The organism is Okibacterium endophyticum, from assembly GCF_054780075.1.
On the sequence record NZ_BAAGXA010000005.1, the window covers coordinates 745,141 to 766,549 of the forward strand.

The 21,409-nt window shown below is 64.9% G+C and carries 15 protein-coding genes and 2 pseudogenes; 12 read left to right on the forward strand and 5 right to left on the reverse strand.

Annotated features, from left to right (window positions below; all coding sequences use genetic code 11):
- The first annotated feature begins 6 nt into the window (after positions 1-6).
- The 7 genes from cydB to holA all read left to right on the forward strand — a co-directional run bounded on the left by cydB (position 7) and on the right by holA (position 11,380).
- Complete coding sequence (gene cydB / locus ACYVF5_RS07825) at positions 7-1,044, forward strand: cytochrome d ubiquinol oxidase subunit II (protein WP_460945000.1); 1,038 nt, start codon at positions 7-9, stop codon at positions 1,042-1,044.
- Positions 1,041-2,693, forward strand: a complete 1,653-nt coding sequence (cydD, locus tag ACYVF5_RS07830) for a thiol reductant ABC exporter subunit CydD (RefSeq protein WP_460945002.1) — start codon at positions 1,041-1,043, stop codon at positions 2,691-2,693. Before cydB ends, cydD begins: the two co-directional genes overlap by 4 nt.
- Positions 2,690-4,396, forward strand: a complete 1,707-nt coding sequence (gene cydC, locus ACYVF5_RS07835) for a thiol reductant ABC exporter subunit CydC (RefSeq protein WP_460945004.1) — start codon at positions 2,690-2,692, stop codon at positions 4,394-4,396. The genes cydD and cydC overlap by 4 nt, the downstream gene beginning before the upstream one ends.
- Positions 4,397-4,524: 128 nt before the next feature.
- A complete protein-coding gene (leuS, locus tag ACYVF5_RS07840) occupies positions 4,525-7,089 on the forward strand; it encodes a leucine--tRNA ligase (protein ID WP_460945321.1) in 2,565 nt (854 codons plus the stop codon).
- A gap of 216 nt (positions 7,090-7,305) precedes the next feature.
- Positions 7,306-7,959 (forward strand): ComEA family DNA-binding protein, encoded by a 654-nt coding sequence (locus ACYVF5_RS07845; RefSeq protein WP_460945006.1) that lies wholly within the window; start codon positions 7,306-7,308, stop codon positions 7,957-7,959.
- Positions 7,956-10,304, forward strand: coding sequence for a ComEC/Rec2 family competence protein (locus tag ACYVF5_RS07850; RefSeq protein ID WP_460945008.1), 2,349 nt, complete (start codon positions 7,956-7,958; stop codon positions 10,302-10,304). Before ACYVF5_RS07845 ends, ACYVF5_RS07850 begins: the two co-directional genes overlap by 4 nt.
- A gap of 29 nt (positions 10,305-10,333) precedes the next feature.
- Positions 10,334-11,380, forward strand: a complete 1,047-nt coding sequence (holA, locus tag ACYVF5_RS07855; RefSeq protein ID WP_460945010.1) for a DNA polymerase III subunit delta — start codon at positions 10,334-10,336, stop codon at positions 11,378-11,380.
- Here holA and ACYVF5_RS07860 read toward each other — a convergent pair whose 3' ends face one another.
- Positions 11,381-12,220, reverse strand: a complete 840-nt coding sequence (locus ACYVF5_RS07860; RefSeq protein WP_460945012.1) for an alpha/beta hydrolase — start codon at positions 12,218-12,220, stop codon at positions 11,381-11,383.
- A 222-nt stretch (positions 12,221-12,442) separates the two neighbouring features.
- Positions 12,443-12,784: a helix-turn-helix transcriptional regulator gene (locus ACYVF5_RS07865; RefSeq protein ID WP_460945014.1), complete on the reverse strand. Its 342-nt coding sequence runs from the start codon at positions 12,782-12,784 to the stop codon at positions 12,443-12,445.
- A gap of 337 nt (positions 12,785-13,121) precedes the next feature.
- On the opposite strand from ACYVF5_RS07865, the pseudogene ACYVF5_RS07870 reads away from it, so the two are divergent.
- Positions 13,122-13,584, forward strand: a pseudogene (locus ACYVF5_RS07870) (transposase); the annotation flags it as partial.
- A gap of 615 nt (positions 13,585-14,199) precedes the next feature.
- Positions 14,200-15,467: pseudogene (locus ACYVF5_RS07875) on the forward strand (IS3 family transposase).
- 270 nt (positions 15,468-15,737) lie between these two features.
- Here the strand turns inward: ACYVF5_RS07875 and ACYVF5_RS07880 are convergent.
- The 3 genes from ACYVF5_RS07880 to ACYVF5_RS07890 all read right to left on the reverse strand — a co-directional run bounded on the left by ACYVF5_RS07880 (position 15,738) and on the right by ACYVF5_RS07890 (position 17,537).
- The gene (locus tag ACYVF5_RS07880; RefSeq protein ID WP_460945016.1) at positions 15,738-16,217 is read right to left on the reverse strand and encodes an RHS repeat-associated core domain-containing protein; all 480 of its coding nucleotides are present in this window, start codon (positions 16,215-16,217) and stop codon (positions 15,738-15,740) included.
- 205 nt (positions 16,218-16,422) lie between these two features.
- A complete protein-coding gene (rpsT, locus tag ACYVF5_RS07885) occupies positions 16,423-16,683 on the reverse strand; it encodes a 30S ribosomal protein S20 (RefSeq protein WP_460945018.1) in 261 nt (86 codons plus the stop codon).
- 110 nt (positions 16,684-16,793) lie between these two features.
- The gene (locus ACYVF5_RS07890) at positions 16,794-17,537 is read right to left on the reverse strand and encodes an alpha/beta fold hydrolase (RefSeq protein WP_460945020.1); all 744 of its coding nucleotides are present in this window, start codon (positions 17,535-17,537) and stop codon (positions 16,794-16,796) included.
- Between the two features lie 126 nt (positions 17,538-17,663).
- Here ACYVF5_RS07890 and lepA point away from each other — a divergent pair, with 126 nt between their 5' ends.
- Genes lepA through hemW form a run of 3 tightly spaced genes read left to right on the forward strand, consistent with a single transcriptional unit; the run spans position 17,664 to position 21,409 of the window.
- Positions 17,664-19,529 carry a translation elongation factor 4 gene (gene lepA, locus ACYVF5_RS07895; protein ID WP_460945022.1) on the forward strand — a complete coding sequence of 622 codons (1,866 nt, stop codon included), beginning with the start codon at positions 17,664-17,666 and terminating at the stop codon, positions 19,527-19,529.
- Between the two features lie 3 nt (positions 19,530-19,532).
- On the forward strand, positions 19,533-20,186 hold the full coding sequence (locus tag ACYVF5_RS07900; protein ID WP_460945024.1) for a DUF1990 family protein: 654 nt from the start codon (positions 19,533-19,535) through the stop codon (positions 20,184-20,186).
- A complete protein-coding gene (gene hemW, locus ACYVF5_RS07905; RefSeq protein WP_460945323.1) occupies positions 20,186-21,409 on the forward strand; it encodes a radical SAM family heme chaperone HemW in 1,224 nt (407 codons plus the stop codon). The genes ACYVF5_RS07900 and hemW overlap by 1 nt, the downstream gene beginning before the upstream one ends.

Below are 21,409 nucleotides of genomic sequence, written 5' to 3' on the forward strand. Positions count from 1 at the left end.
CTGATGATGGATCTCACCGTACTGTGGTTCTGGATTATCGCGTTCTTCTTCGTCGGGTACTTCGTTCTCGACGGATTCGACTTCGGTGTCGGCATGTCGCTTCCGTTCCTCGGCCGTGACGACACGGACAGGCGCCAGATCATCAACACGATCGGCCCCGTGTGGGACCTCAACGAGACCTGGGTCATCGTTGCGGGCGCAAGTCTGTTCGCGGCGTTCCCCGAGTGGTATGCGACGCTGTTCAGCGGGTTCTATCTGGCATTGCTCGTGATACTGCTCGCCCTGATCGCCAGGGGCGTGTCGTTCGAATACCGGCATCAGCGCCCGGAGGCGCTGTGGAAGCGTCGCTTCGACCGGATGATCGTGATCGGGTCTGCGGTTCCCGCTCTGCTGTGGGGCGTCGCGTTCGCGAACATCGTGCAGGGTGTGCCGCTGGACGCCGACCACAACTACACGGGAAGCATCTTCGACCTGCTGAACCCATACGCGCTGCTCGGGGGTGTGACGACTCTTCTGCTGTTCTTCACCCACGGCGCGGTCTTCGTGTCGCTGAAGACCGATGGCGACCTGCGCGTCAGGGCTCGCAGGCTCGCCGCACGTGTCGGCATCGTCGCTGTTGTGGTCGCCGCGGTGTTTCTCACCTGGACCGTGCTCACCCACGGCACGCCCGCCGCTGCCGTCTTCGCCGCGGTCGCCGCTGCGGCTCTCGTCGCCGCTCTTGTCGCCAACGCCCGCGGTGCAGAGGGCTGGGCGTTCGGCCTGATCGCGCTCACCACGGCCACGGCTGTTCTCGCACTCTTCGCCTCACTGTTCCCCGCCGTGATGCCCGCGAGCAACGATCCCGCCAACAGCCTCACCATCGTGAACGCATCGTCGAGTCCATACACGCTCGGAGTGATGTCGTGGACGGCGCTGATCGCGCTTCCGCTGATCCTGCTGTACCAGGGCTGGACGTACTGGGTGTTCCGCAAGCGGGTCACCCGCGCGCACATCGAGGGGGCGAATGCGACCACAGACGGCGGAGCGAAGGCGCCGTCGACGTGAAGCCGCTCGATCCGAGGCTGCTTCGGTATGCCAGGCGCTCGCGTTCGGCGCTCGCTCTCGGCGGAGTGATCGGCTTTCTGCAGACGCTCTGCACCGTCGGCTTCGCCTGGCTCGTCGCGACGATCGTCGACGGGGCGATCGCCGGCGAGCCGATCGGGAGCCTCGTCCCTCTCATCGGATGCCTGGCTGCCGTTGTGCTGCTGCGGGGCGGCTTCGTCTGGGCGACGGATGCCGCCGGCGCGCGTGCGGCCGCGGTCGTCAAGAGCGAGCTTCGCCTGGCTCTCGTCAGCGCGGTGACCGATCTCGGTCCTGCGTGGGTGTCCAGGCGCAGCGGCGCCTCGCTCGCGACGCTCATCGGGCGCGGCATGGACGCTCTCGACGACTACTTCGCGAAGTACATTCCCCAGCTGATCCTGACGTTGATCGCGACGCCCATGATCGTCGCCGTGGTCGCGTGGTTCGACCTGATCTCTGCGGTCATCATCGTCATCACGCTGCCGCTGATACCGGTGTTCATGGCACTCATCGGCTGGGCGACCCAGGCCGCCCAGCAGCGACAATGGGCCACGCTCGGCCGGCTCTCATCCGGTTTCGCCGACTCCATCGGAGGTCTCGCGACCCTCAAGATCTTCGGCAGGCAGACACGGCTCATCGAGCGGATGCAGCGCATCAGCCGTGAGTACAGGTTCGCGACCATAAAGGTGCTGCGGGTCTCATTCCTCTCGAGCTTCGCCCTCGAGCTCGCGGCCAGCCTGTCCGTGGCGATCGTCGCCGTGACGATCGGCATGCGCCTCATCGACGGACAGATGCCGTTCGCCATCGGGCTCTTCGTGCTTCTGCTGGCACCGGAGGCGTTCCTGCCGCTGCGGCAGGTGGGAGCGAACTTTCATGCGGCAGCCGAGGGACTGGCCGCCGCGCAGGATGCCTTCGACGTGCTGGACGAGGTGGGCTCGGGCGACGCGCACGATGCGCCCGACCGGCTGGAACGGCTCGACCTCATGCGCGGCGACCGGGCGGTGGTCGAACTGGTCGACGTCACCGTCGACCACGGTGACGGCCTGGTCGTCGGCCCGCTCAACCTGACCGCGCGTGCTGCGGAGCTGACGGTGATCACGGGACCGAGCGGTGTGGGCAAGTCCACGGCGATCCAGGTGATCAACGGTTTCGTCCCGGCGTCCGGCCTCGTGCGCGCCGCGCCGCGTGAGCGCACGGGATGGTCACCGCAGAAGCCCAGCCTCGTCGCGGGGTCCGTCAGGCAGAATGTCGCCCTTGGGGTAGAGGCCGTCGACGAGGAGGTTCTCGCCCGCTCCATGGCCATCGCAGCAGCCGACGATGTGAGCGTCGACCAGATCATCGGGGTGCACGGCACCGGTGTCTCCGGTGGTCAGGCGCAGCGTCTGTCGATTGCGCGTGCGGTCTATCGTGTGCTCGCTTCGGACGGTGAGCTCATCATGCTCGACGAACCCAGCTCGGCGCTCGATCATCGCACAGAGGCGAGTCTGATCGACGGGCTCCGTGAACTCACCGCCGTCGGCATCGCCGTGCTCGTCGTCAGCCACAGGCAGAGCATGATCGACGCCGCAGATCGCGTCGTCCGTATGGACGCGCACGGTCGCGCCGGGATATGTGAAGAAGAGGTCGTCGGATGAGAGCTGGACGCCTGTCGGGTGACGAGCGAGCAGTGCTCGCCACAGCTCTGCCCCACACGAGACGAAACCTTCCCGGGGTCTTCTTCGGCATCCTCGCCGCTCTGTGCACAGTTGCGCTTCTGGCGACGAGTGCCTTCCTGATCACGCGCGCCGCCGAGCAGCCGCCCGTGCTGTATCTGTCGATGGCCGTCGTCGGGGTCAGAGGGTTTGCCCTCGGGAGAGCGTTCTTTCGCTACCTGGAACGCATAGCCACTCACGATGCAGTCTTCCGGCAGCTCGAGAACGTGCGTGTGAACCTGCTCGAGCGGCTGATCCCGCTGGCTCCGGCCGGACTCGGCCGCACCAGACGAGGGTCGGTGCTCGAAGCGATGGTGTCAGACGTCGATGAGCTGCAGAACCTGAGCCTGCGCGTGGTGCAGCCGCTGGTCACCTCTCTCGGCGTGGCCGTGATCGCTGTCGCGGGTGTCGCCCTGCTGTCCCCAGGAGCGGCCATCGGTCTCTCTGCCTGCCTCGTTCTGGGTTTTCTCGTCGCGAGCGCTGCCGTGCGTGCCGTCTCTGCCGGGGCCGAGCGCTCCATCGCGCCGAAACGGGCGACCCTGACGAACGCCGTGCTCGACTACGTCGGAACCCTCGACGTGCTCATCGCGTTCGGTGCAGACGCCGAGTACCGCGGACGCGTGGCCGCCGCGGACGCCGCCCTCACGAAGGCCCTGTCACGACGAGCCGTCGGCGCGGGAGTCGCAGCGGGTGCACTGAGCCTGTTCTCGGGAATCGCGGTGGTGATCGCCCTGTTCGCGGGCATCCCGGCGCTCGACGCGAGCGCCGGTCTCACCGGCCCCGCGTTCGCCGTGATCGTGCTTGTGCCGATGGCCGTATTCGAGATCGTCGCGATGGTCCCCCTTGCGCTTGCCGCGTGGCGTCAGGTGCGGGCGAGCGCGGTCAGTCTCGCCGCCGTCGCGCCCGCACGGATTCCGGATTCGATCCCCATCGACCGGATCGGTGACGCCGATGACGATGATGGAGAGCCGGTGGTCTTCACCCCGGATGGCCCGGCCATCACCCTCGACGAGGTGAACGCCACCTGGCCCGGTGCATCCGAACGCTCTCTCGAGAGAATCAGCCTCAGCATCCGTGTCGGCGAGAAAGTGCTGGTCGAGGGGCAGAGCGGAGCAGGCAAAACGACTCTCGCACACCTTCTCGTGCGATTCATCGAGGCGGACGGGCGTTATCTTCTCGCCGGTCGCGACGTGAAGGCCATGTCGCCCCAGGCTGTGCGTGATCACGTGGGCCTCTGCGAGCAGAACCCGTACCTGTTCGACGAGAGCATCAGGCAGAACCTGCTCTTCGCGCAGGACGACGCGACGGATGCCGAGCTCATGAGCGTGCTCGACCGTGTCGGCCTGTCCGCGTGGGTTCTCGAGCGGGGCGGGCTGGATGCTCGTGTCGGAGAACGGGGCCTGCTGGTCTCAGGGGGCCAGGCGCAACGCATAGCCCTTGCACGCGCGCTGCTGCGCGATTTCGACGTCATCGTGCTCGACGAGCCGACGGCGAACGTCGAAGTCGATCTGGCCGACAGGCTGATCGCAGACCTGCTGAGTGCCGCGGCAGACAGGACTGTTCTTCTGATCTCGCACGCCGATGTCGACGTATCCATGATCGACACCCGTGTCACTCTCGATCGTGGGCGTCTTCTGGCGCGGTGATCGTCGTCGCGGATCGGGTGGGGGCGAGGACCTGTCTGCGCACGATAGTCTGGAGTGCCCGCCCCGCACAGTCCGATCCGGGCCCACACGCATCCGCTTTCTACACGAATGAGAGTTCCGTGCCGCACGTGCAACAGCCAGCCGCTCACGAAGCCGAAACCTCCGCAGAGGTCTATGACTTCGCCGCTATTCAGAACAAGTGGCTGCCGGTCTGGGAGAGCATAAAGCCCTTCGCCACGAACGACGAGACGGACACCCGGCCGCGCAAGTATGTGCTCGACATGTTCCCCTATCCGTCTGGTGATCTTCACATGGGTCACGCGGAGGCCTTCGCGCTCGGCGATATCGTCGCGCGGTATTGGCGCCAGCAGGGGTTCAACGTGCTTCACCCGATCGGCTGGGACTCGTTCGGCCTGCCCGCCGAGAACGCCGCCATCAAGCGGGGGATCGATCCGCGTGAATGGACCTACGCGAACATCGCCCAGCAGAAGGCGAGCTTTCGCACCTATGCGCCGTCGTTCGACTGGGACAGAGAGCTGCACACCTCTGACCCCGAGTACTACAGATGGAACCAGTGGCTCTTTCTGAAGCTCTACGAAAAGGGCCTGGCCTATCGCAAGGCGAGCCCGGTCAACTGGTGCCCATTCGACCAGACCGTGCTGGCCAATGAACAGGTCATCGACGGCCGCTGTGAGCGCTGCGACAACCTGGTCACGAAGAAGAACCTCACCCAGTGGTATTTCCGCATCACCGACTACGCCGATCGCCTGATCGACGATCTCAAGCAGCTCGAGGGGTCGTGGCCGTCGAAGGTGCTCAGCATGCAGCGCAACTGGGTGGGCCGTTCGTCTGGGGCTGACGTCACCTTCCGCATCGAAGGTCGCGACGAGCCCATCGATGTCTACACCACTCGTCCGGACACCCTGTACGGCGTGACGTTTATGGTCGTCGCACCGGATTCCGACCTCGCGGCAGAGCTGGCAGAGGGCGCGAGCGCCGATGTCCGCCTGCGTTTTCAGGACTACGTCGACAAGGTGAAGGGCGAGAGCGACATCGATCGTCTCAGCACCGAGCGCGAGAAGACCGGTGTGTTCCTGGAGCGATACGCCATCAATCCGCTGAGCGGTGAGCGGCTGCCGATCTGGGCGGCGGACTACGTGCTCTCGGACTACGGTCACGGCGCCATCATGGCCGTGCCGGCGCACGACCAGCGAGACCTCGATTTCGCGCGCGCCTTCGAGCTTCCTGTGCGTGTTGTCGTCGACACGAATCAGCCTGTCACGGGAGCGATTCCCGTGCTCGTCGACGGCCAGCTTCCAGACGACCTGCCGCCACTCGACCCGTTCACCACGGGGCAGGCGCTCACCGGAGCGGGACGGCTCATCAACTCGGGCCCGTTCGACGGTCTGAGCAAGAACAACGCGATCACCAAGGTGACCGAGGCGCTGAAGGCGAGCGGGCTGGGCAGACCGGCCAAGAACTATCGCCTGCGCGACTGGCTCATCTCGCGTCAGCGCTACTGGGGCACCCCCATCCCGATCATCCACTGCGAGAGCTGTGGTGAGGTTCCGGTGCCAGACGACCAGCTGCCGATCGTGCTGCCGCCGGCGGAAGGACTCGATCTTCAGCCGAAGGGGACCAGCCCGCTCGGCGCAGCGGACGACTGGGTGAACGTGCCCTGCCCAACGTGCGGTGGACCGGCACAACGCGACTCAGACACGATGGACACGTTCGTCGACAGCTCGTGGTACTACCTGCGATACCTCTCGCCGACGTCGGACGAGGTCGCGTTCGACGTCGCGCAGGCCGAGAAATGGGCGCCGGTCGACCAGTATGTCGGCGGTGTCGAACACGCCATCCTGCACCTTCTGTACTCGCGCTTCATCACCAAGGTGCTCTACGACCTCGACTACGTGAGCTTCACGGAGCCGTTCAGGTCGCTGCTCAATCAGGGCATGGTCCTGATGGATGGCGCCAAGATGAGCAAGAGCAGGGGCAACCTCGTCGAGTTCGCGAGCGAGCTCGAGGCGTATGGCGCAGACGCACTGCGTGTGACGCTTGCCTTCGCGAGCCCGCCCGAGGACGACATCGACTGGGCGGACGTCTCTCCGGCCGGTTCGGCGAAGTTCCTCGCGCGGGCATGGCGTGTGGCACACGATGTGACAAGCGAACCAGACGCGATCTGGAAGAACGGTGATGCCTCCCTCCGGCGTGTCACCCACCGCTTTCTCGCCGAGGCGCCCGGGCTCGTCGAGTCCTACAAGTTCAACGTTGTGGTCGCGCGCCTGATGGAGCTCGTGAACGCCACTCGAAAGGCCATCGACTCCGGTGCGGGGCCAGCGGACCCGGCCGTGCGCGAAGCCGCCGAGGTGACGGCTGTCGCCCTGAACCTCTTCGCGCCGTATACGGCTGAGGACATGTGGTCGATTCTCGGTTATCAGCCGTCTGTCGCGCTCGTGCAGTGGCGAAAGCCCGATCCCGCTCTGCTGGTGGAAGAGAGCATCACCTGTGTTGTGCAGGTCGACGGCAAGGTTCGGGACCGCCTTGAGGTGAGCCCCAAGATCGATTCAGACGAGCTCGAGAAGCTCGCCAGAGCATCCGCCGCCGTGGCGAGAGCAGTGGGAGACCGGCAGATCGTCAACGTGATCGTGCGCGCCCCGAAGATCGTCAACATCGCGACCAAAGCCGCCTGACCCAGCACTCTCATCCGCTCCCTGGCGTCCGCCTGACGTTGACGCCTCAGTGGCGTGTTCAGCCGTCGCCAACGCACCGAATGCGCGCACATTCGGTGCGTTGGCGCCGGATGAATGCGGCGAATCGCGTTCTGCACAGAGACCACCACGGTGAGTGATCTCCACCGGTTCTGAGCGCGACCCACGGAGCGCGACAGCGTTCCATAGTCTCGCTGCATGCCCGATTCCGGCGTGCGGCACGAGAAGCGCTATCGTCGGCGCCACGATCCCGACCTGACGGTGGCCCGCGGCGTTTCGACGCGTGCGCGCATCGGTGTCGGGGCCGTTGTGGTGCTCCTCATCGGCGGACTGGCCCTCACTGTTCTGGTGTCGCTTGTCGGCAATCGGGGGCAGGGGACGCCTGTTCCTCTGCCGACAGAGACGTCGTTCCCCACAGCGCAGGGCGAGGCATCGCTCTACGTGCACGTCTCCGGGGCCGTATCGGCCTCCGGGGTCTATCAGCTTGCCGAGGGCGACCGTGTCATCGATGCCGTCGCTGCGGCCGGCGGGTTCGCTGCGGACGCCGATCAGGCTGCCGTGAATCTTGCCCGATTCGTCGTCGACGGCGAGCAGATAGTGGTTCCCGCCGTCGGCGAAGCGCCGCCGCCGGTTGCGGATGCCGGTGGCGGGGCGGCCGGGCCGGGCATCAACATCAATACGGCATCCGCTCTCGATCTCGAGACCCTTCCCGGTGTCGGCCCGGCACTCGCCCAGAGCATCGTCGACTGGCGAACCGAGAACGGGCCGTTCGGTTCGGTCGATGACCTGCTGAACGTCTCGGGCATCGGAGAGAAGACTCTCGAGGGGTTTCGCGAGCAGGTGACGATATGAGCGCTGGGCACCGTCTTGTGCCGCCGGCAGTCTTGTCGTGGGCGGCCGCCTGGGTTCTCATCGTGGCGGAAGAACCGGCCGCGATCGTCGCATGCCTGTGCTGGATGGGCGGTGTTGCCGCGTGCATGATGATGGCTGCGCGGCTGTCCGCTGCGCGTGCGAGCTGGTTCGCACCCGCGGCGCTGGCCCTCGTGGCGGTGGCGATGGTCGCATCCGTTGTCGCTCTCGTCGGAGAACAACGCCATCCGCAGGCGTTCCGCGACGCGGCGGACTCGAACGCTCGGGGTGAACTCCTCGTTCGCGTCGACGACAAGACCGAACCGTACACCGGCGGACTCCTCGCCGGGACGAGTGCGCAGGCGCCGGCGGCCGAGCGTGTGAGCGGGACCGCGATCGAGCTGACGGTGGGGGAGGAGCGCGTGGAATCGGCTGTGCCTGTTGTGGTGATGGCCCCGGCGGCCGAGACACCACCCGATATCGGCGCCACCGTCCGGGTCACGGGCGACATCGTTGCGGCGGAACCGGGCGACGCGGCTGCCTTTCTCGTCTTCTCTGACGACCCCGTGCAGCGTGAAGGCACTGCGCCGTGGTACCTCTCGTGGGCGAACGAACTGCGCTCGGCGTTTGTGGAGTTGGCGTCGTCCTTGCCCGGAGCAGGGGGCGACCTGTTGCCCGGCCTCGCGGTCGGCGACACGCGAGCCGTCGACGACGATCTCGACGAGGCGATGGTCGCCAGTTCACTCAGTCACCTCACGGCGGTTTCAGGAGCGAACTGCGCAGTGATCGTCGCCGTGGTGAGCCTTGTGCTCTCCGTCGGGCGTGCGCCTCGCTGGCTGCGCATCTCTGCATCGCTTCTCGCACTCGGCGGCTTCGTGATTCTGGTCACCCCAGAACCGAGTGTCGCCAGAGCGGCCCTGATGGCCGTCGCCGTGCTGATCTCTCTCGCCGGCGGGCGCCCGGCAGCCGGCCTGCCCGTGCTCTGCATGATCGTGGTGTGCCTGGTGATCAGCGACCCGTGGCTGGCGCGCAGCTATGCCTTCGCGCTCTCGGTGCTCGCGACGGCCGGCTTGCTCGTGCTCACGGCGCCGATCACCCACATGCTCGCCCGCGTGCTGCCGCGGATGCTTGCAGCACTCATCGCGATTCCGCTTGCCGCCCAGCTGGCGTGCCAGCCCGTGCTCGTGCTGCTTGAACCCTCGATTGCGCTCTACGGGGTGCCGGCCAACCTCATCGCCGGGCCGGCAGCCCCGGCCGCAACGATGCTCGGGCTGTTCGGGTGCGTGTTCATGCCCCTCTCTGAGCCGATCGCCCTGTGCCTTCTCTGGCTCGGCTGGGTTCCCTCGAGCTGGATCGCCGCGGTGGCGACGACTGTCGACGGCTTGCCGCTTGGGCGCCTGCCCTGGCTACCTGGAGCGGCGGGCGCTCTGCTCTGTGCGCTGATGACGATACTCATCTGGCTCTGTCTTCGTTCGAGGGCGCGTGTGCAGCGTGTGCTCGCTGTCATCTGCACCATCGTCATCGGCACGGCGGGTGTGGTGTCCGTCGGCATGCTGATCGGTGCCCACGTCGGTTCCCGGCTTGCGCTTCCGTCTGACTGGCGAATCGCCGCATGCGACATCGGGCAGGGTGATGCGGTATTCGTCCGCTCACACGGTGCTGTCGCCCTCGTCGACACCGGACCCGATCCGGAGCTGCTCGCCGAGTGCATCGGCCACCTCGGGATCGACAGCATCGACCTGCTCGTGCTCACGCACTTCGACATGGACCACGTCGGTGGTGTGCGAGCTGTTCGGGGAATGGTCGTCCACACTCTGAGCGGGAAACCCGAGAACGCGTCGGACGAGCTGCTGCTCTCGGAGCTGCAACAGAACGGGAGCGCTCTGCAGATCGGGCAGGCGGGAGACCGGGGGACACTCGGCGCGCTCAGCTGGCAGGTGATCTGGCCGAAACGCAACGCGACCAGCATGGCGACGGGGAACGACGGGAGTGTCGTCGTTGTTCTCGAGGGCGATGGCAATCGGTCGCTGTTCCTGGGTGACCTCGGAGAAGAAGCGCAGGAGGCACTCGTTGCGACGGGCGCACTGAAGGGTGCGTTCGACGTGGTGAAGGTGGCCCATCATGGCTCCGGGGATCAGAGCGAGCGACTGTACAGCATGATCAGGGCGCGTGTTGCGGTGATCTCCGTCGGGCGTGACAACGATTACGGCCATCCGACGGCGTCGATCCTCGCGATCCTCGCGCGTTCGTCGAGCGTGGTGCTGAGGACTGACCACGACGGCCTGGTGGCCATCGAGGGCAGCGGAGAGCGACTGTTCGTGTGGACGCAGCGGGTGCACCCACCGTGATCCTCTGTCGGCAGTGGCGGTTAGGCTTGATGCGGGAGGCAACAGTGGCAGTAGCACGCGGCGGGCCGGCGCGCGCGACCAAGGTCGCGATTCCGCAATTGAGCTGGAATCAGGTGCGGCCTGCTCCTGTCGTTCTGGTGTCTGGCACACAGGGGTTTCTCGCCGACCGGGCGATCAAGATGCTGAGGGAGTTCCTGAGGGCAGAGGATCCCAGCCTCGAGGTGAGCGATATCGCTGCGGACAGCTATGCGCCGGGTGAACTCATCACGTTGGCCAGCCCCTCGCTGTTCGGCGAGCCGCGCCTCGTCAGGGTGACGGGCGTCGAGAAGTGCTCAGACGAGTTCATGGCAGATGCCATCGCGTATCTCGAGCACCCTGCAGAGGGCGCATACGTGGTTCTGAGGCACGCGGGCGGTGTCAGGGGCAAACGACTGCTCGATGCTGTGCGGACCAGCAAGGCGGCGGCGATCGAGATCGTGTGCGCCGAACTGAAGAAAGATGCGGAGAAGCACGATTTCGCCGTTGCCGAGTTCAAAGCGGCGGGCAAGCCGATTCGCCCCGCCGCGCTGCGGGCGGTCGTCGCGGCATTCAGCGACGATCTGGCCGAACTCGCCGGCGCGTGCGCGCAGCTGATATCGGATACGGCTGACGAGATCACCGAGGCGACGGTCACGCGATACTACGGCGGGCGGGTCGAGACCAACGCGTTCACCGTTGCGGATGCCGCGATCGGCGGCCGTTACGGTGACGCGCTCGTCGGCCTGCGCCATGCGCTGGACTCGGGCGCCGATCCGGTGCCGATCGTCGCGGCCTTCGCCAGCAAGCTCCGCACGATGGCGAAGCTCGCCGGCTCACGCGGCTCGTCCGGTGATCTCGCGAAGCGTTTCGGCCTTGCGCCGTGGCAGGTCGACCGGGCCAGGCGCGACCTGAACGGCTGGACGGACGAAGGGCTCGCGCGCTGCATCAGTATGCTCGCCGAGACCGATGCGAACGTCAAGGGCGCCGGTCGTGACCCGGTGTACGCACTCGAGCGGATGGTGCACGTCATCGCGAGCCGTGGCCGTGCGGCCGTGTGATCAGGGGCCTGGCCCAGACGGCGCCATCTGGGCGCCCTGCTGCGCGCCCCTGCTCCACGCCGCAATCAGCGAGATGGTGGGTGCGAACGCCTCGAGAGCGGGACGGTTCAAAAAGGCGTGGCGAGTACCTTTCAGAACGTGGTGCTGCACGTCAACTCCTGAGGCGGCAAGCTCGGCCGCGAACTGATCACCGGACGCGCGCATGTTGTCCTGTTCAGCGTTGACGACGAGTGTTCGCGGGAACTGGTCAAGCTCCCGGCCGCCGACGAAGGCATATCGATCGGCAAGCGCCGCTCTTGAGCCGGCGTAGTTGCGGTTCATTGCGTTTAATGCCCACACCGAGTGAGTGATCCTGCGGTGACCACGCGATCGCTGATGAACGTCCACCACTGGGGGATGCGCGGCGTGGAAGAACCCGTACGCGAACACGGTGCCGACTGGAGGCAGGCTTTCGTCTATCGCGCGCAGAGTTGCAGCTGCGGCCAGACAGGCTCCCGCACTCGCACCTCCTAGGATCACTCCGTTGGGCGATCGAGCGGTCACCTCTCGATAGGCGATGAGCACATCGTCTAGCGGTAGGGGAAATCGGCCTCGTGGCCGTCCCATTCTGACCCAGCGCATGCCGGGAATCGGTGCCAGGCGGTAACCCGCAGTCGCAACGGTCACGCCGTGCTGAGCGAGCGACTGTGCAACGGCATGCGCCTCGGGCTGATGGAGACCTCCTCGGAAGAAGCCGCCCCCATGTAGCCAAAGCAAGGCCGGTCCGGACGGCGTCCGGTCGCGTGGCCGTGGCTCGTACCAGCGGACGGCGACAGCATCGGGAGGATCGACCTCATCCATCGAAGCGGTTCCCGTTGCGCTTGGAAACCGCCAGGTGTCCGGCAACAGGGATCGTTGCCTGCCGGATCTTCAGTGCCCACCCGTTGGCCGCCTGTCGTACATCGTGACGACGAAGGCCAGCCTCTGTCGCCGTTCGTGAATCCGAGTGCCACTCTTCGAGATACCGTGCGCGCGCAGCAGGCGGCAGTGAGGATGCGAGCACGCGAGGCCCCAGGTCACCGCTCATACGGCAGTTCCAGCCACGATCCGGCTGGGAACGGCTGCGGAACGTGCCGCCTGCGCATCCCACCTCGATCGAGCTGCGGTCACCGCAGCTCGTGCGGCATCGGCGCCCTCCTGAGCCAGTTCGTGGAGGCGTCTCCGCGGTCCAGTCCGTTCGGGATCGTTCTCCCACTCAGACGTCACCCACCCGGCGCCTTCAAGTCGCTCCAAAATCGGATACACGCTGCCAGTGGGCCGTCCCGTCTGCTTGACGACGAGCAGCCCCCGCATCGGGGTTCCGCCACCAAGCAAGACGTCGAGCACATCGACGGTGGCCGGGGTGATCCGACTAAGAGGAACCATGGCGCGACGTTATCAGAATATATGTAGAGATAGGCCTAGTGGTCATGCCGCGGCGAGCTGGACGCTGCGACAGCAGAAGCGTTCCGGGACGTAATGGAAGACGTCGAGCTGAGTGCCCTGCGGTGGTTGGGCTATGACCTCGTCGGGGAGCGGGCTCGACACCGCGTCGGATTGGGTGCAGGCAATTCTCGCGCGTTGGATAGGCGGGGATCGGCGCTCACGGCCATTGACGATAGTGAGCTGTTCCCTCAAGTTCGCTGATTCCTCACTCGGACGTAACCGGCAACGGCGGTGGTCAGCGCCAGGATGCCACAGAGAGCAGCCATTAATTCTGCAATGCATCGTCCACCTCATCCGCAACAGCTTCCGTTACGCCGGCAGGCAGCATCGCGATGCGATCGTGAAGTCCCTCAAGCCGGTCTATACGGCCCCGTCCGGCCGCGAAGGACCGGTTCGAGGAGTTCGCGGCTGAGCGGGGCGGCCGGTATCCGGCGATCGTGCAGCTCTGGCGCAACTCCTGGGCAGAGTTCGTGCCGTTCCTGGAGTATGACGTCGAGATCCACCGTGTGATCTGCACGACGAATACGATCGAGTCGATCAACGCCCGCTACCGGAGGGCGGTCCGGGCGCGGGGGCACTTTCCCAACGAGGCCGCGGCGATCAAGTGGTTGTACTTGCTCACACGATCGCTTGATCCCACCGGCGCGGGCCGGGCACGCTGGGTGATGATGTGCAAGCCCGCGCTGAACGCGTTCGCGATCACCTTCGCCGGACGGTTCGAAAGAACAACTCACTCATGAAACCGCCGGACCCCACACACCGTCTATCGGACAGACCCGCCGCCGTAGCTGTAGGGGTGTTTCTCTTGCCCGGAGGGGTCCATTTGGGTGAAGCGACCAGGTAATGCCTGAGATCAGACGACCTACTCGAACCGATCGATGGATCAAGGCTTAGTGTTGGAACGCCCCTGTCGGCTGATCTGAACCAATCGTATAGCCGTTACCGTTGCGAATATTCCGCTGAAAACGCACATAAGGGTCTTGGCGATGAGGTCCGGGTTGAAAAATAGAAACCCTGCGAAGATAGCGCTGAAAACAAGCAGAGCGAATGTCAGGAACGGCACGGAATTATAAGGTTTCATATCAGTAGAAGCATTCATTGAGAGCGGAACCGACCGAGTAAACCGTCCCGGCTACTCCTAGTATGTACGCGATCGTTTGTAAGGCGGCAATGCCGAACGTTGCCGCAGCTGCGAGGCACCCGGGCAAGAGAAACGTGGCAATTGCTAGGCCGACTACAGCCGCGACAGCAAACAAAGCTGCTCCCGTACATTGGGCATCCAGCCCAGTAGGATCCAATGCATTATGAATCGTCCCCGGTGTGATGCCATTTCCTTTGGAAGGAAGATGTTGATCATGCCGAAGAGGATTCCGGAGGAGACGAAGCAGCGCGCGATCAGGCTCGTGCTCGATCATCTCGATGAGTATCCGAATCTGACGGCCGCGTGCGAGTCGGTCTCGACGCGGCTCGGGTTCGGGGCTGAGTCGCTGCGCCGGTGGGTGCGTCAAGCGCAGGTCGATGCGGGAGATCGTGAGGGGGTCACGACGAGCGAGTCGGAACGGATCCGCAAGTTGGAACGTGAGAACCGTGAGCTGCGCGAAGCGAACGCGATCCTGAGGGACGCGGCGGTTTTCTTCGCCGGGGAACTCGACCCCCGACGCCGCTGATCCTCGGGTTCATCGAGGAACAGCGGTCCCAGGGGTGCTCGTCGGGTCGATCTGCAAGGTCTTGCGTGAGCAGGGTGTGCAGGTCGCCGAGCGCACCTATCGGGCTTGGAAGCATGCTCGGCCCGGCAGTCGCGATGTCGAGGACGCCGCCATCATCGACACGATCATGGGGATCAGGATCAACGCGGAGGGCGAGCTGACGCCGGAGTCGATGTATGGGCGGCGGAAGATGACCGCGCTGTTACGCCGGCAGGGCCTGGGCGTATCGAAGCGACGTGTGGACCGGCTGATGCGGCTGCTCGGACTCAATGGGCTCGTGCGCGGGAACGCGAACGACGATCTCGGATCGCAATGCGGCAAGGGCCCCGGACCTATTGGATCGCGACTTCACGGCCGAGGCTCCGAATCGACGCTGGGTCGCGGACTTCACGTATGTGAGGACGTGGACGGGATTCACGTATGTGTCGTTCGTGATCGACTGCTTCTCCAGGGCGATCGTCGGCTGGCATGCGAGCACGATCAAAACGACCCCTCTGGTGACGACTGCTCTGCGGATGGGCCTGTGGCGACGCGACCGCGCGGGACATCCCGCAGAAGACGGGTTGATCCATCACAGCGATGCCGGCTCGCAATTCACGTCCGTGTCCTTCGCCGAGACACTCGCGCTCGAAGGCATCGCCGCCTCGATCGGTTCCATCGGCGATGCATACGATAACGCCCTCGCCGAGTCCACGATCGGGCTGTTCAAGAACGAAGCCATCCGTGACGGATCACCATTTCGACAAGGACCGCTGAAGACGATCGACGACGTCGGATGGGTCACCGCAGGATGGGTCGAGTGGTACAACGGCAGGCGTCTGCACTCCACCCTCGGCGATGTCCCACCCGACGAGTTCGAGACCGCGTACTACGCTGGCCTCGAAACGCCTCACCGCCCGGTGCTGGCACCCGCATAGGAACGGCACAGAACCGGGGACGGTTCAAAAGCCCAGTTTATGAGTTCGATGAATCGTGGCGCTCAACCGCCGCTGATCGTCTGTCTGCCCTGCGTAACGTCAATATGGCCATAGCAATGAGGATCAGCGTGATGAGGCCAAACATCGCCGCAAACCACACATTCCGACGTGTGATTTCCACTACGCAAAGTCCGGCACTAACTACAGCCCCGATGAGGTAGAGGATGGCGCTCAACCACGATTTTTGGCGGGTCAATCTATTTGAGTTCATCAGAAACACTGCTCCAGAACGTCAATGTACGATCCTGTGACCACGAGTAGCTCTCCAGTGAGCGCGATTCCGAACAGTACGGCGCCAACGCCCGTCGGAGCTGTAACGATTCCTCCCACCGCCGTAGCAACCGCTACAAACGTGGCTCCAGCGTAGACGAGGAACGCCGAAGTGCACGAGGTTCCTTGGGGATCCTTCGAATTTATGGGGTTGCATCCTGCATAGGCGTACGGATGTGCCTCTTGCCCGGATGGGTCCATTTGTGTGAAGCGGCCTTGTGATGCGTCGTAGTAGCGGGCTCCGAGTTTGTAGAGTCCGTTGTCGTCGTGGTGCCCGGCGATGTAGCGGAGCGTGTTCTGGGCGACTGTGCTGTTGGTGGATGCGGCGCGGGTTTCGCCGTAGGGCGAGTAGCTGTAGCCGCCTTCGTAGCTGCCTGTTGACGAGAACATGCCGACAACGGATCCGAGGTGGTCGAGCACGAAGTAGTGTGTGTCGGCGGCTCGGAGGCTGACGATTCCGCCTTCGTCGGTGCGGGTGTAGTTCTGAGTCGTGCTCCGACGCTGCCAGAGCGTGTTCGATCCGTGTTCGGCGTTGTGACCGGGTGATCGGCTCGACCGAGCGATCGGGTTAACGACGAACGGACCCCGTCGCGGGGTCCGTTCGGTCGGTAGGTGACCTTCGGGTCTACAGGGAGGCAACCTTCTTGGCGATAGCCGACTTGCGGTTAGCCGCCTGGTTCTTGTGGATGACGCCCTTGCTCACAGCCTTGTCGAGCTTCTTGGCGGCGAGCTTCGCGCTTGCCTCTGCCTGAGCCTTGTCGCCTGAAGCGATCGCCTCACGGGCATTGCGCACGACTGTGCGAAGCTCGCTCTTGACGGCCTTGTTGCGGTCGTAAGCCTTCTTGTTGGTGCCAATTCGCTTGATTTGCGACTTGATGTTTGCCACGTTTATGCGCTTTCGTTTGATTCTTGATCGGATGTGCCGGTCAGCGCGAGAGGGGCGCTTCACAGCGAATTTCGTGTGGTGTCATTCCACACGCAAGCCAACAACCGACTTTACCAGCTCGATGCCTCAGGAGCTAATCCCGCGTCGCCGAGTGCGCCCGCAGCATCCCTGACGATTGCTGTGAACGCATCTGGCGCCACGAGGCTCACCAGGTGCGTCGCCCGCGGCACAACGATATAGGGGGCGTCGGGCCTCACCCGGCGGTAGGCACGGGCATCGATCCGAAAATGGTCGAACCCGCCCACAACGAACCAGAGCGGTCCGCGATACGCGGAGAGGCTCTTGAGCGGCTTGGTGGTTCCGACGGCGGCGAGCGTGTCTGACATGACGTCGAGAGCGACCCCTCCGGCGTTGATGTCTTGTGTGCCGGCGGCCGGCAGAGCGAGGCTCGCGAGCGTGTTGCTGAGCCACAGCCCCCGGTCGGGCAGACGATGGATGCCGCGTGCCAGCGCCCGGTAGGCCGCCAGACCTGGTCCCCGTGGGAGCGCATGGCAGCTGGCCGCTACGAGCCCTGCGAGACGCTCCGGGTGTCTTCCGGCGTATTCGATCGAGAGGTAGCCGCCGAGCGAGAGCCCGACGACGAGCGGTGGTCGGCCGGCGCCGGTGACCGCGTCGTCGATCGCCTGCATCGCACCCTCGATGGTGAACGGCTCGCCGATCCTCTTCCCGTGCCCGGGCAGATCGATCGCCTCGACGGCGTACCCCTCTGCCGTCAGCACCTCGAGCTGCTCACGCCACATCGTGGCCGACGTGCGGATGCCGTGCACGAAGATGATCGGCGGTGCGGCAGCCATACCGTTATGGTACGGGCCCTCGGATCGAGGCACAGTCCCGAGCGGCAGATCGGTTCGCGGGCGTGCGGCCCGCTCTCGTGGGACAATGGCTGTTCAGTCCAACGCCAAGCAACACTTAAGGAACGCGTGAGCCCCCAAGCCGTCACGGCACTCGAGCCTGCCGCCACCGACCCGGCGTCGATTCGCAACTTCTGCATCATCGCGCACATCGACCACGGAAAATCGACTCTCGCCGACCGGATGCTGCAGATGACCGGCGTCGTATCCGATCGCGACATGCGGGCCCAGTATCTGGATCGTATGGACATCGAACGAGAGCGCGGCATCACGATCAAGAGCCAGGCCGTGAGGATGCCGTGGAAGCTGGGCGAGCGCACGTTCGCGCTCAACATGATCGACACCCCCGGTCACGTCGACTTCACCTATGAGGTCTCGCGGTCGCTTGCCGCGTGCGAGGGCGCGATCCTGCTCGTCGACGCCGCACAGGGGATAGAGGCGCAGACCCTCGCGAACCTCTATCTCGCCCTCGAGAACGACCTCGAGATCATCCCGGTTCTCAACAAGATCGACCTGCCGGCTGCAGACCCGGACAAGTATGCGAAAGAGCTCGCCAGCCTGATCGGCGGGGATCCTGACGACGTCTTGCGTGTGTCGGGGAAGACGGGCGCCGGCGTCGAGGAGCTTCTCGACAGGGTGGTGGAGCGCGTTCCCTCCCCGACAGGAGACGCAGACGGGCCCGCTCGCGCGATGATCTTCGACTCGGTCTATGACACCTATCGTGGCGTCGTGACCTACGTGCGGATGATCGACGGTCGTCTGACTCCTCGCGAACGGATCCAGATGATGTCGACGCGCGCCACCCACGAACTGCTCGAGATCGGAGTCTCGTCGCCCGAGCCGACCCCGACGAAGGGACTGGGTGTGGGCGAGGTCGGGTACCTCATCACCGGTGTGAAAGACGTTCGCCAGTCGAAGGTGGGTGACACCGTCACAACCGCCTCGAAGCCGTCGACAGACCCGTTGCCGGGATATACAGATCCGAAACCGATGGTCTTCTCCGGGCTTTACCCCATCGACGGCGGCGACTACCCCGATCTGCGCGAGGCGCTCGACAAGCTGAAGCTCTCTGACGCCTCGCTCAACTACGAGCCAGAGACGTCGGTGGCGCTCGGCTTCGGGTTCCGGTGCGGGTTCCTCGGCCTGCTCCACCTCGAGATCATCACGGAACGCCTTGAACGTGAGTTCGGGCTCGACCTGATCGCGACGGCGCCGAGCGTGACCTACGAGGTCACCACCGACGACAAGAAGACGGTCACCGTCACCAACCCGAGCGAGTTCCCCACGGGCAAGATCGCTTCTGTCTCTGAACCGGTCGTCAAGGTGGGGATCCTGGCGCCGAAGGACTTCGTCGGCACCATCATGGAGCTCTGTCAGAGCAGGCGGGGCAGCCTGCTCGGCATGGAGTACCTCGGCGAGGACAGGGTCGAGTTGCGGTACAGCATGCCGCTGGGCGAGATCGTCTTCGATTTCTTCGATCATCTGAAGAGCCGCACCCAGGGCTACGCCTCGCTCGACTACGAACCCATGGGTGAGCACGAGGCAGACCTGGTGAAGGTCGACATCCTGCTGCAGGGCGAGCAGGTCGACGCGTTCAGCGCGATCGTGCACCGCGACAAGGCGTACGCCTATGGTGTGCTGATGACGGAGCGGCTGAAGAAACTGATCCCCCGGCAGCAGTTCGAAGTTCCGATCCAGGCTGCGATCGGCGCGCGTATCATTGCTCGCGAATCGATCAGGGCGATGCGCAAGGATGTGCTGGCCAAGTGCTACGGCGGTGACATCACCCGAAAGCGCAAGCTGCTCGAGAAGCAGAAAGAGGGCAAAAAGCGTATGAAGATGGTCGGCAAGGTCGAGGTTCCCCAAGAAGCCTTCATCGCGGCTCTTTCCGGCGACACCGAGAAAAAGGGCGCTGAGAAGAAAGAGAAGAAGTAGGCCATGCGTCGCAGCACTTTCGAAGACGAGCCGGTCGATTACGCGGCGGTCGGGTCGACCCAGGCGTCTGATCTGATGCAATATCCCCCAGAGGGGTTCGTGCCGTTCGAGCAGTCTCTCAGGCTCGGCAGCGGCGAGGAACGATTCGGGCAGGCGTCTGCGTCGCTGCTCAGCTGGTCGGTTCAGAAGGCGAGCGGGGTGCAGGTGAGCGACCTGCACACGGCGACGGGCCCGCAATACGGAGGAGTCCGCTTCGCCGAGGACGGCACGGCTCTCGAGCCGATTCCCGTGTCGACGGAGCAGAAGTACGCCGAAGACGGCACACCGTATGTCACCGCCGGCACAACGGCGAGCATCCATGGCCGTGTCGGACGATTTAACGTCGACGCACGTGTGCGTGTCGTCTACGTCATCGACGAGCCTCGCACCGTCGCCTTCGCCTACGGAACCGTGCGCGGACACCGGGTGAGCGGTGAGGAGGCGTTCATCCTCGAACACCGCGACGATGACTCCGTGTGGTTCACTGTCCGCGCCGTCAGCCGCCCTGTCACGTGGTATTACCGCCTGATTCCGGGACTCGCAGGCATGCGGCGCAAGAGACTGGCGACGACCTACCTCAGGGCGCTCTCGCCCCTGTGGTCTTCGCCGACGGCCTGATGCCGGGCGCGCTTCCTCTCGCCGATCCCGCACCAGACGACGGCTTGCTGCCCGCGAGCGTCGAGCACGGAGCTGTCGACCGCAGCCTCGGGGTGTATGTGCACGTTCCGTTCTGCCGGGTTCGATGCGGGTACTGCGATTTCAACACCTACACGGCGACAGAGCTCAGGGGTGCAAAGCAGTCCGCCTACGCCGACGAGGCAGCCGCCGAGATTCATCTCGCGGGGCGTGTGCTCGGTGCGGTGATCTCGACACCCAGGCCGGCGAGCACTGTCTTCTTCGGTGGCGGCACCCCCACTCTTCTGCCCGCCGCCGATCTGGTGAGCATGCTGGGGGCGGTCAGACACACCCTCGGCGTCGACGATGACGCCGAGGTGACCACGGAGGCGAACCCGGACTCCGTGGACCGGAGGTACCTGGATGCCCTCGCCGAGGCGGGGTTCACCCGTGTGTCGTTCGGCATGCAGTCGGCGGTGCCGCACGTTCTGAACACTCTCGAACGAACACACGATCCCGACAACGTGGCCAAGGTCGTCGGCTGGGCGAAGGCGGCGGGCCTTCAGACAAGTGTCGATCTGATCTACGGAACACCGGGGGAGCGTCTCGAGGACTGGGAGCGCTCGGTGCAGGCCGCCGTCGAGCTCGAGCCCGACCATATCTCTGCGTACGCGCTCATCATCGAGGACGGAACGAAGCTTGCGCGGCAGATCCGCAGGGGCGAGGTGGCGCAGCCGGACGATGATCTGCAGGCCGACATGTATGAGCTGGTCGACGGCGAGCTCGAGTCTGCCGGCTACGCCTGGTACGAAGTCAGCAACTGGTCGACCGGCGATAAGACGATATCCCGTCACAATCTCGCCTATTGGACGGGTCAGGACTGGTGGGGCGTGGGTCCAGGAGCACACAGCCACATCGGCGGGGTCCGCTGGTGGAACGTCAAGCACCCGGCCGCTTACGCCCAGCGCATGTCGGCGGGCCTGTCGCCTGCCGCGGGCCGGGAAACCCTCGACGACGGTGTGCGTGCCCTCGAGCGCGTGCTGCTCGAGAGCCGAACCAGAAAAGGGCTCGCGATCGACATCCTGACGAGCGAGGGGCGTCGTGCGGTGGCCGGCCTGATCGCAGAGGAGCTCGTGAACGCACAAGCCGCCCTGCGCGGCCGAGTCGTGCTGACCCTGCGAGGGCGGCTGTTGGCGGATGCCGTTGTGCGACGGCTCACCGACTGA